The organism is Nocardia sp. NPDC059180, from assembly GCF_042754945.1.
Lineage (GTDB): Bacteria > Actinomycetota > Actinomycetes > Mycobacteriales > Mycobacteriaceae > Nocardia.
In genome coordinates this window covers 53028-67889 of the sequence record NZ_JBHZBU010000005.1, presented here as the reverse complement: position 1 = coordinate 67889, position 14862 = coordinate 53028, and the positions used below count along the sequence as shown (strand labels likewise).

The window sequence follows — 14862 nt, the reverse complement described above, 5'->3', positions numbered from 1 at the left end:
GACTGATCAATTCAAAACAAGGAAGGTCTCCCGTGCCGGTAGCCATCTACATCCTGGGCTTGTCGATATTCGCCCAGGGCACTTCCGAACTCATGCTCGCCGGTCTGCTCACCGAGATGTCGGCCGACCTCGGCGTCTCGGTTCCGCAAGCCGGGCTGCTGATCTCGGCCTTCGCACTCGGCATGCTGGTCGGCGCACCCGTTCTCGCGGTGCTGACCCTGCGCTGGTCGCGGCGCACCGCCCTGCTGGTGTTTCTCGCGGTATTCATCGCGGCGCATATCGTCGGGGCGCTGGCCACCGACTACTGGGTGCTGTTCGGCACGCGCGTGGTCGCGGCGTTCGTCTACGCCGGATTCTGGGCGGTGGCGGCGTCGACCGCTGTCGGTCTGGTGCCGCAGAACATGCATGGACGCGCGATGAGCGTCGTGGCGGGCGGGCTGACCGTCGCCACCGTCGTCGGACTGCCGTTGGGTACCGTCATCGGCCAGCATTTCGGCTGGCGTGCCGCGTTCTGGGCCGTCGCGGTGCTGTCGGCGCCCGCCGTGCTCGGCGTGCTGGCGAAGATTCCCGGAGGACGTCCCGCCCAACCGCCGCGGGTGCGCACGCAATTGAGCGCCATGGCCCGGCCGAGCCTGTGGCTGTCCTACGCGATGACCGCCGTGGCGACCGGCGCGCTGCTGGTCACCTTCTCCTATCTGGGCGCCATGCTCACCGACACCACCGGCCTGCCCGAATCCTGGGTTCCCGCGGTCCTGGCCGGATACGGCGCGGGCGCGCTGCTCGGCATCATTGCCGGCGGACGGACCGCCGACACACAGCCGATGCGCACGTTGACCGTCGGCGTCATCGGGCTGATCATCACCTCGGTGCTGATCGCACTCACCGCCACCCATATCGCACCGATGGTGCTACTCGCAATCGCCTTGGGCGCGTTCGGTTTCGGCACCAACCCGGTCCTCAACTCCCGGGTCTTCGCCCTCGCACCCGATGCGCCGACGATGGCGGCGGCGGTGAACACATCCGCGTTCAATGCCGGCATCACGGTGGGGCCGTGGCTGGGTGGGGTGGCGCTCACCGCCGGATTCGGTTATCCGACGACGGCATGGATCGGTGCAGCGCTCGGTGTGGTGGCATCGGGTCTGGTGGCGTGGGTGGTGGCCCTCCAGCGGCGCGACGGATTCGTCCTCGCCGACAGTGCGGAGGCCGGTGACGAGTCGGCATCCCCGCCGGTTCCCACGCCGGTCGGTGTCTGAGTGGCCGGTCCGTGTCTAGGGCGCCGGTGGTCGTGGTTCCCGTTTCCGCGCTTTGTTCGGCCGACGGGCCGCTTCATTGGCGACCTGCGCCCGGCGCTCGGCGGGGACGAGGGCGATGATGTCGTCGCGGGAGGCGATGGTGAGCTTCTGGAAGATCGCGGCCATCTGGGCGTCGACGGTTTTGAAGGAACTGCCGCGGCGCGCGGCGATCGCGGTATTGGTCCAACCGGCTGCCGCCAGGGTGGCCACGTCCTGCTCCGCCGCCGACAGCTCCTGCCAGCGCGACGGGCGATGCCGCCGGACCGGATGATGCACCGGCAGCACGTCCAGCGACAGTGTGCCAAGCGCCAACTGGGCCACTTCGTCGAGTTCGGGCCGCAGCATCGCACCCTCTCGCTCGGCGGCGGTGAATGCGGCCTCCCCGAGCACCGAGCGCGCGATCTGCGCGGCCCGCTCGGTTTCGACCCGGAACGAGGTGAGGTGGACCAGATCCACGCCGAGCCTGCGACGCAGCGACGCGGCCCCGCCGAGGATCCAGGCGATCTCGAGCGCGCATTCACGCGGCGGTCCACCCGTCCCGGACGGCTGCCCGGCCCCGTCGGCGAGCTTGCGGGCGAGCGCCCACGCGTACATATGCACCGCCCAGACCGTGCCCCACCGGTCCCGCATGGCGAGCTGATCGGCCAACGTGCCGCGCACCCTGGCCAGGGCGGACTCGGCGTCGCTGTTCTTGATCAGAGCCAGAGCCCAGCCGAGTTCGGCCCACGACATATCCCACGGCGCCCCGGATCGGCTCGAGGCCTCGAGATGGCGACCGGCGATATCCAGGGCATGCTCGGGTGTTCCGGCGAACCCGGTGGCGAGCACTTCGAACATCTCGCTCAACGACGCGGCACCGCGATCGCCGGCCGCCAGGAACTTGCGCCGGGCCCGCGCCAGCACCTCGATCGCGCGAGGGTCGTTGTGTACCAACATCAACAGGCTGCCATGGGTGAACTCCACCGGCGCAGGCAGGGCGAGATCGACTTCCGGTTCTCGGCGTACCCGCGTCACCGCATCCGGCCCGGGCAGGCAGGCTTCGATGCATTCGTCGAGCAGCCGCTCGGCATCGGCCGGAATGCCCTGGCACATGCTGATCCAGCCGATCATGGCCATCGCGGTCACCTGCAACTCGACCGGCTGCGGGGCCGGTATGCGGGTGGCGGCGAGCGCGCGTTCGGCCAGATGACGCGACTCGCGCAGCGACCCCTTGAAGAACGGCACCCGCAGGGCGATCAACCCCACCATGATGTCCAGACCCACCGCCGCCTCGCCCGGCGTCGCCTCGGCGCTGTCGATCGCGCACAGCAGGTTGTCCCATGCGGCGCGCGCCCAATCCAGCAGCTGCTGCTCGCGGGGGCCGAGCCATTCGCGGTGCGCCTGCGCCACCTTGTCGCGGTAGTAGCGGCGGTGCCGATCGCTGAACCGTGCCAGTTCCGCACCGCCGCCGCGTTCACGCAGCCGCTGCTGGGCAAACACCCGGAAACTCTCCAGCAGGGAATACCGCACCGCGTCGGCGGTCAGGTGGACCGAAACCAGCGATTGATCTACCAGGCGCTCCAGCAGGCCCTCGACCTCCGCACGGGCGATGCCGTCCTGGCAGGCGCGGGGATCGTCGTCGGAACACACCGCTTCGATGGCCTCGAGTTCGGCGCCGATATCGCGCGCACCGGCCTCACCGGGGTCGGGGTCGTAACCGGCGGCGAAGACCGACAGCCGCTCGAACAGCAGCTGCTCCTTGTCGTGGCACAGGTCGTAGGACCAGGCGATGACGTCGCGAATACCTTGATGCCTGCCATCGGCGCCGACCCGATGCCCCGGCGACCAGCCCAACCGGCGATCGGAGGCCTCACCGGTGAGATCGCGCAGGATTATCGACAACGGTTGCCTGCGCAGCCGGGCGGCCGCCAGCTGAATCGACAGCGGATGATTGTGCACGTGATGGCAGATCGCCGCGGCCAGTGCACGATCGGCCTCGCCTGCGACGGTGTGCCCGGTCAGTTCGGCCCGCCCACGGAACATGGTCAGCGCCTGCTCCCCCGACAGCGACCCGACCGGCACCAGATGCTCATCGATCCAGCCGATCGCTTCGCGGCTGGTGGCCACCACGGTCAGGCCGGGCACCGCGCCGATCAGATCGGCGATCACCCGGCCCGCGCCTTCTAGGACGTGCTCGCAGTTGTCCATCACCAGAATGGTCTGCAACCTACGCCCGACGGCATCGGTGCGGGTGAGGGTATCGGCCAGGGCGTCCCAGGCCGGTCGCCCGGAGAAGTCGTCGTGTACCAGCGACTGGGCGAGTTCGTTCTCGATCGCGGCGGCGTCGGCATGGTGGGGCAGCCGAGCCAGCCGGGCCCAGTGCACCGGCACCCGTTTGGCCTTGTGGAACCGATGCACCGCCTCGGTCGCCAACCGCGTCTTGCCGATACCGCCCGCACCGATCACCGTGATCAGCCGGGTCGAGCCGAGCAGCAGGGTACCGATCTTCTCCAGCTCACGCTCGCGGCCGATGAAATCACTGGTGGCCGCCGGCGGAGCACCGGTGCGCGCGGTTCTGGCCGTCACGGTGGTGCAGCATAGCGCTTCGGCACTGCCGAAAATGCCGTTGTCGCCACGGATGTACGCGATCTACCTCGAGGCGCCAGGTGAGAGGCCCCCTGCCGTCCAAGGCATCCGGCTGCGCGGGTGCCGACATCGTCTACCGATGTACGCGCCCTACCTATCATCCGACGATTCCGGTACACGCCTATCGATACCGGAAGGATCCGTACATGGGACAGATACAGGTGGTGGGTGCCGGCGAATGCGGATTGCCGCTGGCGCTGCGCTTGCAACGCGGCGGTCGCGACGTCACCCTGATCACCGACCGCGACGCCGAGGCGGTGCTGGCAGGTTCGGTCACCAGCACGCAGGTCAAGTTCGCGCGCACGGTGGCGCTCGAGGAAGAGGCGGGCCTGGACTACTGGGCAGGCACCGCGCCCGCGATCGCGGGCATCCGATTCACCATGGTCGTGGACCGCACGGCGGTGGCCGGATGGTCCGGACGGTTCAGCGCACCGGCCCGCAGCGTCGACCAGCGCACCGTCTTCGCACGGTGGTTCGCCGAGTTCGAGGCGAGCGGTGGCCGGGTCGAGCTCGCCGAACCGTCGGTCGACGACGTCGACCGCGGCGCAGCCGTTCACGACCTCACCGTCGTCACCCGCGCCTCCCGCGAGCTGGCCGCGCGCTTTCCCGTCGACCCCTCGCTGGCCGTACCCAGCACGCCGGTCCGCAAGCTGGCCGCACTGTACTTGGACGGCGTCATCCCGGATCCCGACGGCCTCGGGACCTACGTGGCGCTACCCGGGCTCGGCGAGATGGTGTCCACGCCCGCCCTCACCGGCGCACCGGGGCAGGAAAGAGCCTGTGCCACTGTGATGTTCGAAGCACTGCCGGGTGGTGGACTCGATGTGTTCGACTCCGCAGACACGCCCGCCGAGCGGTGGCGGCTGGCCCGCGAGATCATCGACCGCCATCTGCCGCACGCACTGGCGGCGCGGTTCCGCGACGCCGAACTCACCGACGCCGGAGCGACCATCGCCGGAGCGGTGACACCGGTGGTGCGGCAGCCCGTCGGGACGCTGCCGTCGGGCCGGGCAGTACTCGGCGGCGGCGATGTCGTCTGCCGGATGGACCCCGGCGGCGCGCAGGGCGCCAACAGCGCCGCCCAGTGCGCCGCCTACTACGCCGCCGCCGTGCTCGACAGCCCCGACCGCAGCTTCGACGCCACCTGGATGGCGGCGACGGCCAAGCCGTGGATCGCCGATATCGCGCGGCCCGCGGCGCTGTGGACGATGACGCTGCTCGACCCTCCGCCCGCCTTACAGCGGCTGATGGACGCGGCCAGGCACGACCAGGCGCGGGCCGACGCGTTCGCCGAGACCTTCATCGTCCCGGCCAACATGTCGCAGTTGGCCCTGCTCCAGCCCTGACCCGGCGGCCGGTCGTCTGTCACGCCGGGGATGCGGGAAAGACGACCGGCAACGCGGCCAGGGCACGGTGAAACGGCCCTGGCCGCCAGGACAATTCGTGCACCGGCACCGCCAACCGCACCTCGGGTATCGCGTCCAGCAGCTGGTCGACAGCGTCCTGCGCGATCAGATAGGCGACGGTATCGGCCGGACAGGCGTGCGGCCCGCCACCCCAGGCCAGATGCGATCGGTTGCCGGTGATCGGGCCCGCACCGATCTCGGGATCGTTGTTGCAGGCGGCCAGCCCGATCACCACCGGTTGATTCGCGGGCAGCCAGGTGTTGTCGATCAGAATCGGCTGCCGCGGATAGGTGACGCTGAAATTGGCCATCGGCGGGTCATGGAACAGCACTTCATCAAGGGCGTCCCGGGTCGAGAGACTGCCATCGAGCATGCTTCCGGCGAACCGTTCGTCGGTGAGGATCAACAGCAGCGCGTTGCTGATCAAGTTCAGCATGGGCTCGGTTCCGGCTCCGTAGAGAATGCCGAGTTGGTGGATGAGCTCCTCGTCGGTGAAGCCGGCCGGGTGGGCGATCAGGCGGGAGGTGATGTCGGCGGCGGGTTCGGCCCGTTTCTGTTCGATCAGCCGCAGCATTGCCGCCGCGAGCCGTTGATCGCTGCGCGCGGTGTCGACGCCCTCGAAGATCGCCGCCGTCGCCGCCGCGACCTCGTTGCCGATCTCCGGCGGACAGCCGAGCAATGCGTTGATCGCTTGGAAGGCCAGCGGCGCCGCATAGTCACGATGCAGGTCGGCGGCGCCGGTCGGGCGGAAGGTATCGATCAAGGTGGTAGCGACGCCTTCGACCATGCCGCGCAGACCATGCAGATCCACGCCCGCGATGCCCGCGACCGCCGCCCGGCGATACCGTTCGTGTTCGGTACCCGCGCTGCGTAGGGCGTTCGGGCGCCAGGACAGGATCGGCAGCACCGGGCAGTCGGCCGGGACGCCGCGCTCCCAGGCGCGCGGATCGGCCGGGAAATGCTCCGGGTCGTGCATGATCCGCACCGCGGTGCGGTAGCCGATCACCAGCGTCGCCGGCACACCCGGCGCCAGCTCCACCGGCACCATCGAGCCGTATCGGGCGCGCATGTCACGGTAGGCGCGATGCGGGTCGGCGGCGAATTCCGGGGTGAACAGCGCGACCCGGTCGTGGTCGGTGTCGACCGGCGAGCTGTGATGGGGAATCGGGCACTGCCCGCGACGATCGGATTCCTGCGGTATGCGCAACGGCGGGGCTCCCCACGGTAGAGCGGTCGACGACCGACCGAGAATGCGCCGATAGGTATACCGACGGCATCGGTAGGCGCCGGAGTTGTCGCAGTCGCGCCGTCGTCGGCTGGTGTCCGATCGAGACAGCGATCGAGGCTGCCACGCGGTCCGGCGAACGACGCGCCGAGGACCAACTTCGGCGACACGCCGGGCAGCATATGACGGACGGATTCGCCAGGTTCCGACCGGCAACAGATAGGCGCTGACCAGCTGTTTTCCGTCGATCTGTATCATCGTCGCGACAAATTACATCGGTGTCATCAGCCGACTTGCCATCGACGTGCCAGAGTGCCTAAGTTGTGGTAGTGAATGCGCCGTCTTCCTCCTCCGGATCGTTCGTTCACCTGCACAACCACACCGAGTACTCGATGCTCGACGGCGCGGCCAAGATCTCGCCGCTGTTCGCCGAAGCCAATCGGTTGGGCATGACGGCGGTCGGGATGACCGACCACGGCAACATGTACGGCGCCTCGGAGTTCTACAACTCCGCGAAGAAGGCCGGGATCACCCCGATCATCGGCATCGAGGCCTACATCGCGCCCGGTTCCCGGTTCGACACCAAGCGCCAGCAGTGGGGCGATCCCAGCCAGAAGGGCGACGACGTCTCCGGCTCGGGTGCCTACACCCATATGACGATGGTCGCCGAGAACGCCACCGGCCTGCGCAACCTGTTCAAGCTGTCCTCGCTCGCGTCCATCGAAGGCCAGCTCGGCAAATGGGCGCGCATGGACGAAGAGATCATCGCCCAGCACGCCGAGGGCATCATCGCGACCACCGGCTGCCCCTCCGGTGAGGTGCAGACCAGGCTGCGCCTCGGCCACGACCGCGAGGCCCTCGAGGCCGCCGCCAAATGGCAGGAGATCTTCGGGCCCGAGAACTTCTTCCTCGAAGTCATGGATCACGGCCTGTCCATCGAGCGCCGCGTGCGCGAGGGCCTGCTCGACATCAGCAAGAAGCTCGATATCCCGCCGCTGGCCACCAACGACTGCCACTACGTCACCAAGGACCAGTCGACCAACCACGAAGCGCTGCTGTGCATCCAGACCGGTAAAACGCTCAGCGACCCGACCCGCTTCAAGTTCGACGGTGACGGGTACTTCCTGAAGTCCGCCGCGGAAATGCGCGCCATCTGGGATGCCGAGGTTCCGGGCGCGTGCGACAACACGGTGCGCATCGGTGAGCGCGTGCAGTCCTATGACGATGTGTGGGAGCACCGGGACCGGATGCCGATCTTCCCGGTGCCCGAGGGCGAGACCCAGGCCAGCTGGCTGCACAAAGAGGTCATGCGCGGTCTGGACCGGCGTTTCCCCAACGGTGTGCCGCACGAATACGTCAGCCGCGCCGAGTACGAACTCGGCGTCATCTGCGAGATGGGCTTCCCCGCCTACTTCCTCGTCGTCGGCGACCTCATCAGCCACGCGCTCGAGGTCGGTATCCGCGTCGGGCCCGGTCGTGGTTCGGCGGCGGGTTCGCTGGTCGCCTACGCGATGGGCATCACCAATATCGACCCGATCCCGCACGGACTGCTCTTCGAGCGATTCCTCAACCCCGAGCGCGTGTCGATGCCCGATATCGATATCGACTTCGACGATCGCCGTCGCGGTGAGATGGTCCGCTACGCCACCGATAAATGGGGTAGCGACCGGGTCGCGCAGGTCATCACCTTCGGCACCATCAAAACCAAGGCCGCGATCAAGGACTCCGCGCGAGTGCTGTTCGGCCAGCCCGGTTTCGCCATCGCCGACCAGATCACCAAGGCGCTGCCGCCGCCGATCATGGCCAAGGACATTTCGGTGTCCGGCATCACCGACCCCGACCACGAGCGCTACAAGGAAGCCGCCGAGGTCCGTGAGCTCATCAACAACAATCCGGACATCGCGAAGATCTACGAGACGGCCCGCGGGCTGGAAGGCCTGATCCGTAACGCAGGCGTGCACGCCTGCGCGGTCATCATGTCCTCCGAGCCGCTCACCGACGCGATCCCGGTGTGGAAGCGCGCCCAGGACGGCGCGATCATCACCGGCTGGGACTACCCGTCGTGTGAGGCCATCGGCCTGCTGAAGATGGACTTCCTCGGTCTGCGCAACCTCACCGTCATCGGTGACGCGCTCGACAACATCAAGGCCAACCGCGGCATCGACCTCGATATGGATCATCTGCCGCTCGACGATCCGCCCACCTACGAACTGCTGGCCCGCGGCGACACCCTCGGTGTGTTCCAGCTCGACGGCAGCGCCATGCGCGATCTGCTGCGCCGCATGCAGCCCACCGGCTTCGAAGACATCGTCGCCGTGCTCGCGCTGTATCGCCCCGGCCCGATGGGCATGAACGCGCACAACGACTACGCCGACCGCAAGAACGCGCGGCAAGAGGTCAAGCCGATCCATCCGGAGTTGGAAGAGCCGCTCAAGGAGATCCTGGCCGACACCTACGGCCTGATCGTCTATCAGGAACAGATCATGCAGATCGCGCAGAAAGTGGCCGGGTACTCCCTCGGCCGAGCCGACATTCTGCGTCGCGCCATGGGTAAGAAGAAGGCCGAGGTCCTCGAAGCCGAGTTCGAGGGCTTCGAAAAGGGCATGATGGACAACGGCTTCTCCAAGCCGGCGATCAAGGCGCTGTGGGACACGATCCTCCCGTTCGCCGGATACGCGTTCAACAAATCCCATGCCGCCGGCTACGGCCTGGTCTCGTTCTGGACCGCCTACCTCAAGGCCAACTATCCGGCCGAATACATGGCGGGCCTGCTCACCTCCGTCGGCGACGACAAGGACAAGGCCGCGATCTACCTGTCGGACTGCCGCAAGATGGGCATCACCGTCCTGCCGCCGGACGTCAACGAATCCGAACAGAACTTCGCCTCCGTCGGCACCGATATCCGGTTCGGTTTGGGTGCGGTGCGCAATGTCGGCGCGAACGTGGTGTCCTCGATCATCGCGGCGCGGAAGGAGAAGTCGAAGTTCACCGATTTCTCCGATTACCTGAACAAGATCGACGCCATCGCCTGCACCAAGAAGGTCACCGAATCCCTCATCAAGGCAGGCGGTTTCGATTCACTCGGGCACCCACGCAAGGGTCTGCTGCTGATCCATTCCGATGCCATCGACGCGGTCATGTCGACAAAGAAGGCCGAGGCGATCGGCCAGTTCGACCTGTTCGGCGGCATGGACGACGGCGACGACTCGATGGCGTCGGTGTTCAACGTGAAGGTGCCCGACGAAGAGTGGGAGACCAAGCACAAACTCGCCCTGGAGCGGGAGATGCTCGGCCTGTACGTCTCGGGGCATCCGCTCAACGGCGTTGAGCATGTGCTTGCCGCGCAGGTGGATACGCCGATCCCCACCATCCTCGAGGGCGAGGTCAAGGACGGCGCGCAGGTCACCATCGGCGGCATCCTCGCCTCGGTGAACCGCCGGATCAACAAGAACGGCCTGGCGTGGGCTTCCGCGCAGCTCGAGGACCTCACCGGCGGCGTGGAGGTGCTGTTCTTCCCGCAGTCGTACTCGGTGTACGGCATGGATGTCGTCGAAGACGCGGTGGTGCTTGTGAAGGCCAGGGTGTCGGTGCGCGACGACCGAATCTCCTTGATCGCCAACGATCTCGCCGTCCCCGACCTGTCGGCCATCGGTGTGGCCAAACCCCTCGCCGTCACCATCCCGACCCGCATGTGCACGCCGGAGAAGGTGACGGCGCTCAAACGGGTCCTGTCGAGTCATCCCGGCACCTCCGACGTGCACCTGCGCCATGTGGGTTCGCGAGATAAGACCACGCTGCTGAAACTTGATGACAGTCTGCGGGTTTCGCCGTCGTCGGCGTTGATGGGTGATCTGAAGGCGCTGCTCGGGCCTGGGTGTTTGACTGTTTAGTGCCGTCCGCCCGGGTCTCGGTGCCTGACTGCGGCCGAGGCCCGGGCGGTGGTACGTACTGCGCGAGAACCGGATTCGGGTTGGTCGCGTCAGGGCGGAGGGTAGCTCAGGAGGAGAACAGCATTCTGCCGAAGCCGCGCTGATGATGGTGATGCCCATGGCCGTAGTGCGGCGCGGGCGCACCCCATGCCGGGGCCGGTGCGGCGGGAGGGGGCGCCGGCGCCGCATAGCCCGCCTCGAGCCGGGTCAGATTCTCGAGCTCGCCATAGTCCAGGAAGATCCCCCGGCAATTACCGCACTGCTCGATGTGCACCCCGCTGCGGTTGTAAGTCTGCATCATTCCACGACATTTCGGACACTGCATTCGGGTCACGTTACCGGTTTCGGTGGTGTCATGCAGACATGACTATCTGTGCGTCCGATGGGATCGACCGCCGGTTCTCGACGATTGTGCGGCACCGGAACTCAGCCCGTCGCGGACGAGATCTGCTCGGCGATGGGGATATCGGCGATGCGCAGGCAGGCGTCGACCAGTGCCGCGTCCAGCTCGTCCAGTGGCCGTCCCGTCGCCACCACCAGGGCCGCCGCCTGGACGACGACGGCGCGAGCCGGCAGATCGAGGGTCGCCCACACGTCACCGCCGGGTGCGATGGCAGCTCCGCCCGCCGCGCGGTAGGCGGTGAGGAAGCGTGTCCAGGCGGCCGGTTCCAGGATGCCCGCGGCGTAAAAGGCGGCGGGTCGAGCCAAGTCCCATACGGGATCACCGAGACCGAGATCGTCGAGGTCGATCAGCCGCCACTCGCCGGCGCCTGTGTGGACCAGCTGACCCAGGTGGAAGTCGCCATGGACGAGTGCCGCTGGTGCGCAGACCAACTCGGGCAGACTGTCGAATGCGCGCCACACCACTGCCGCTGCGGTCGCGTCGGCGATGTGGCCCGCGTCGCGAAGTCGGCTCATCGCCCTTCGCACACGGGCCGGGCCACCGGCGGCGGGCAAGTCGCGGCAGTGGGTAACCGGTGTCGCATGCAGGGTCGCCAGCAGCTGTGCCGCCGACTCCCACGGCGCAGCATCGGGATCGTCCGGGTCGACCGGTCTGCCGTACGGCCATACCGTGATCGGCCTACCCGCTTGCGACCGCACCACCTCACCCTCGACCGGCAGCGGGCCGAGCGCCACCGAGCGCAGCTCCGGTGAACCCGCGACCCGCAGCCGAGCGCGCAGGGCGGCGAGGTCGGACTCGGCCGGGTGCGCCTTGACGACGACCTCGCCCACCCGGACCACCAGTACGTCCACTCGATCGGCGAGCACATCGGCCGGACCGGACGCGCCGACCCGCCAACCGATTTCGGTCAGCACCGCCACCAGCTCGCGAGTCTGCGCCGATCGGTCGGCATTGGTTTCCAGCACCACTGACTCCTCCCCCGACCGGTCGGCGGCTCATCGGCCGGACATTCGGCGCCGCCTACGTCCGCTGCGGCTACCACCGCCTCCGGCCGGACTGCTGATGAAGGCTACCCAGGAGCTGCGTTGCCGACGCAGGCCCCGGTAACCTGCCCACCGGATTCGAAGCCGCTCACGCTCGAGCTGATTGACGACAACCTCAGGTGCCTGCCGGCGTGTTGAGGAAAGAGACCCAGGGAATCGTGTCGCCGAGGCAGAGAGCGGTGACCTGTGTGCCGGGGACAAAGCCGCTCTCGAAAGCTAATGGCGTGGAGGCGCGGCCCACTTTCCACTGCCCCCACAGGGTGCAGTTCCAGTTCTCCGTGGCGGTCGGTTCCAGGATTATGACCTCACCCGGGTTAGGACTGGGGCCCATGATCGGCCCCGCTGACGCGGCGCCCGCACCGAGAACGACCATCGGAGCTACGGCCGCCGCAGCAATTGCCGCACGCAATGCAATCTTGTTCATGGTGTTCACCTTCTGCTGGTCCGACCGGTATCCGTGCCGGGCGAGTGTTGTTATCGATCCGGTTGGACCGTGCAATAAGGTTCATTCACCTCGAGCTCGGAAAGCTTCCCCACCAGGGTGGAATTCAGCCACACCCTTTGTTGCGGGGGTGAGGAATTCCCACCCTGCCGGGGATGCTCAGCACCCACTGGAACGGCAAGACTTTGACGAATCATCAGCGCGGTTCTCGCGCCCCGACCAAACGAAAGATTCGTCATGAAATCCCTATCGCTCCGTGCCGCTGCTCTGATCGGCGCCGTTGTCCCCGCCGCTGTGCTCCTGTCGGGAACCGCTGTGGCGGGACCTGCTGCGGCGGACAGCCAAGCGGCAGTTGTCCGAGAGGTCGACAAGACCGGATGGTATGGCGGATTCGCGATCACCGTCGACGAGGTCAGCGCGAAAGAAGCTGACAGCGGGGCGACCGAGGTCGAGGTGAAACTCGGGTATGAGAACCTCATCGGCGCAACGCTGGCCCCGCCCGACAAGGCCTACCTCGAGGTAGACGGTGGTGAGGTGGTGGACCTACGTTTCGACAGCAAGAAGATCGCCGGCTACGGCAAGGGGAAAGGCACCGCCACCGGCACTCTCGGCACCACCGATGGCTCCCTCGACGACGTCCTCGACGATGTGGTCCTGGTCTACGGCAAGACCGATGGCAACCTGACCAAGATTCCGTTCGCCCAGAAGGAGAAGGTCGAGAGCATCGAACCGAAGGGGATCTCCGTCGGCCAGACGATCGGGAGCAACCCGGTCGCGGTCACCCTGTCCAAGGCGTTTCTCTGGCCGAGTTACGAGCCGGGCGAAAAAGGTAAGTACGAACTGTGGGTCGAAACCGATCTGGCACTGAGTGCCGATTACAAGGGATACGGCTACAACGTCTACCCCAAGAATTTCACTGTGACCTCACCGTCCGGTGAAACCGACAGCGCGGACAAGCGCAGCAGCTTCTACTCCGAACTGTTGACCAACGGTGGCTCTATCGAAGGTGAATGGCTGGTATTCCTCATCGACGGGCCCGCCAAGGGCGATTACCGGTTCGACGTCGATATGAACAGCACCCCCACCTCAGACAAGAGCAAGGTGGATCTGACCACCACGATCGCGCTGTGAACTCGCCCTTGTGAGTCGCATGACGCGATAGTCCGAGACCAGATCGAGCCGTCCCACCCGGGACGGCTCGATCTGCCGTTTCCGTCCTGACCTGCACGTATGCGCGGATCTAGAATATGAGTAGCTCGCCGCCAGCTGCACTGCAGAAAGGGGGTGGACCGTGACCGGCAATGTCGCCGAGGAACCGCGGCTGATCTACACCGACGACGCAGGGCATCGCCGGGAGGTGACACTCGGCCCAGGGACGGTCCGGATCACGATCGGGCGGTCATCGCAGGCCGATATCTCGCTCGGCACCGACGGGAAGGTGTCGCGGCTGCATGCCACGGTCGAATGGTTGAGCGGGCACTGGACGATCGTCGACGACGGGCTCTCCCGCAACGGCACCTTTGTCAACGGGCATCGGCTCACCGGGCGGCACCGCTTGCAGCCGGGTGACAGCATTCGCATCGGATCGACGAGGTTGACCTACGTGGACCTGAGCCGGGCCAGTGGCGCCCACACCATCGTCTCGGCCACCATGCCGACACCGCAATCGATGACGCAAGCGCAGATGGCTGTATTGATCGCGCTGTGCAGGCCATACAAGGACAACGCCGCGTTCGCCGCTCCGGCGTCGAATCAGCAGATCGCGCAGGAGCTTTTCCTTGCCGCTGAGACGGTGAAGACGCATATGCGGGCGCTGTTCATCAAGTTCGGCGTGGAGGATCTTCCGCAGAATCAGAAGCGATTACGGTTGGCGGAGCGAGCTATGCACAGCGGGATTGTCTCCGAGCGCGATTTGTGAAACACATGGATACGGCCCCGCCGAATTATCAGCGGGGCCGTGGGTTGGCGAAGGGCTCGGGTTGTACGGCGTGGCTTGAATTCATCACCGCCGATCCGTCAGGGAAACGTTCAGACTCCTATCGCAGCTCAGAAGAACCGTGGAGTGACCACGTTGTCGGCAACGTAGGCACCGTCGCAGTACAGCTCGACGTTGATCGGAATCATCGGGAGAGCCGGATACCTCGTCGGAAGGTTGACCGGGACAGGCGCACTGAGTGGGCCGACCCGGATCTGGCAGGCTGACGGATGCGCTGGAATGCTTGCCACTGTGACGGTGTAGCCCCACGCCTCGGGGACAACGGAATACCCGATGACCCCGGCCTGAGCGGTGCCCATTCCGGCCATCAGCGCGGCCGAAGCCAGTGCGCCGCTCGCAGCCGTTGCCGCTGCCACGCGTAGTGCAGTTCTTTTCATTTTCGTTCTCCTTGACTTTCGCCCGGCGCGCGAGCACATGGCCGATCATTGATGGTGTATTCGAGGTATCCCTCGTATTTGCAATCGCCGTTCTGCGATCACTGATAATCATGTTCGAACCGGA

11 protein-coding genes are annotated in these 14862 nt (G+C 66.6%); 5 read left to right on the top strand and 6 right to left on the bottom strand.

Annotation, left to right across the window (positions count from 1 at the left end):
* The first annotated feature begins 32 nt into the window (after positions 1–32).
* Entirely contained in the window at positions 33–1253 is a 1221-nt protein-coding gene (locus ACFXNW_RS17485; RefSeq protein ID WP_379418731.1) for a Cmx/CmrA family chloramphenicol efflux MFS transporter, read from the top strand.
* A 15-nt stretch (positions 1254–1268) separates the two neighbouring features.
* On the opposite strand, the gene ACFXNW_RS17480 is transcribed toward ACFXNW_RS17485, so the two are convergent.
* Entirely contained in the window at positions 1269–3857 is a 2589-nt protein-coding gene (locus ACFXNW_RS17480) for an AAA family ATPase (protein ID WP_379418730.1), read from the bottom strand.
* A gap of 206 nt (positions 3858–4063) precedes the next feature.
* On the opposite strand from ACFXNW_RS17480, the gene ACFXNW_RS17475 reads away from it, so the two are divergent.
* On the top strand, positions 4064–5263 hold the full coding sequence (locus tag ACFXNW_RS17475) for a styrene monooxygenase/indole monooxygenase family protein (protein ID WP_379418729.1): 1200 nt from the start codon (positions 4064–4066) through the stop codon (positions 5261–5263).
* Between the two features lie 19 nt (positions 5264–5282).
* Here the strand turns inward: ACFXNW_RS17475 and ACFXNW_RS17470 are convergent, their stop codons facing one another.
* A complete protein-coding gene (locus tag ACFXNW_RS17470) occupies positions 5283–6530 on the bottom strand; it encodes a cytochrome P450 (protein WP_379418728.1) in 1248 nt (415 codons plus the stop codon).
* A 347-nt stretch (positions 6531–6877) separates the two neighbouring features.
* Here ACFXNW_RS17470 and dnaE point away from each other — a divergent pair, with 347 nt between their 5' ends.
* Entirely contained in the window at positions 6878–10438 is a 3561-nt protein-coding gene (dnaE, locus tag ACFXNW_RS17465) for a DNA polymerase III subunit alpha (RefSeq protein WP_379418727.1), read from the top strand.
* Between the two features lie 106 nt (positions 10439–10544).
* Here dnaE and ACFXNW_RS17460 read toward each other — a convergent pair whose 3' ends face one another.
* From ACFXNW_RS17460 to ACFXNW_RS17450, 3 genes are all read right to left on the bottom strand, one after another.
* Positions 10545–10802, bottom strand: a complete 258-nt coding sequence (locus ACFXNW_RS17460) for a zf-TFIIB domain-containing protein (RefSeq protein ID WP_379418726.1) — start codon at positions 10800–10802, stop codon at positions 10545–10547.
* A gap of 101 nt (positions 10803–10903) precedes the next feature.
* The gene (locus tag ACFXNW_RS17455) at positions 10904–11845 is read right to left on the bottom strand and encodes a phosphotransferase (RefSeq protein WP_379418725.1); all 942 of its coding nucleotides are present in this window, start codon (positions 11843–11845) and stop codon (positions 10904–10906) included.
* 193 nt (positions 11846–12038) lie between these two features.
* Positions 12039–12347 (bottom strand): hypothetical protein, encoded by a 309-nt coding sequence (locus ACFXNW_RS17450; RefSeq protein WP_379418724.1) that lies wholly within the window; start codon positions 12345–12347, stop codon positions 12039–12041.
* Between the two features lie 255 nt (positions 12348–12602).
* Between ACFXNW_RS17450 and ACFXNW_RS17445 the strand changes: the two genes are divergently transcribed.
* Both ACFXNW_RS17445 and ACFXNW_RS17440 read left to right on the top strand, forming a co-directional pair.
* Entirely contained in the window at positions 12603–13496 is an 894-nt protein-coding gene (locus ACFXNW_RS17445) for a hypothetical protein (protein WP_379418723.1), read from the top strand.
* 160 nt (positions 13497–13656) lie between these two features.
* Entirely contained in the window at positions 13657–14283 is a 627-nt protein-coding gene (locus ACFXNW_RS17440) for an FHA domain-containing protein (RefSeq protein WP_379418722.1), read from the top strand.
* Positions 14284–14411: 128 nt separating this feature from the next.
* Here ACFXNW_RS17440 and ACFXNW_RS17435 read toward each other — a convergent pair whose 3' ends face one another.
* Positions 14412–14738 (bottom strand): hypothetical protein, encoded by a 327-nt coding sequence (locus ACFXNW_RS17435; RefSeq protein WP_379418721.1) that lies wholly within the window; start codon positions 14736–14738, stop codon positions 14412–14414.
* Positions 14739–14862: the final 124 nt, after the last annotated feature.

What these genes read in the sequence shown, in the direction of transcription:
- ACFXNW_RS17460 (WP_379418726.1), bottom strand. Translation starts at nt 10,802, where the DNA reads ATGCAGTGTCCGAAATGTCGTGGAATGATGCAGACTTACAACCGCAGC.
- ACFXNW_RS17445 (WP_379418723.1), top strand. Translation starts at nt 12,603, where the DNA reads ATGAAATCCCTATCGCTCCGTGCCGCTGCTCTGATCGGCGCCGTTGTC.
- ACFXNW_RS17475 (WP_379418729.1), top strand. Translation starts at nt 4,064, where the DNA reads ATGGGACAGATACAGGTGGTGGGTGCCGGCGAATGCGGATTGCCGCTG.
- ACFXNW_RS17450 (WP_379418724.1), bottom strand. Translation starts at nt 12,347, where the DNA reads ATGAACAAGATTGCATTGCGTGCGGCAATTGCTGCGGCGGCCGTAGCT.
- ACFXNW_RS17435 (WP_379418721.1), bottom strand. Translation starts at nt 14,738, where the DNA reads ATGAAAAGAACTGCACTACGCGTGGCAGCGGCAACGGCTGCGAGCGGC.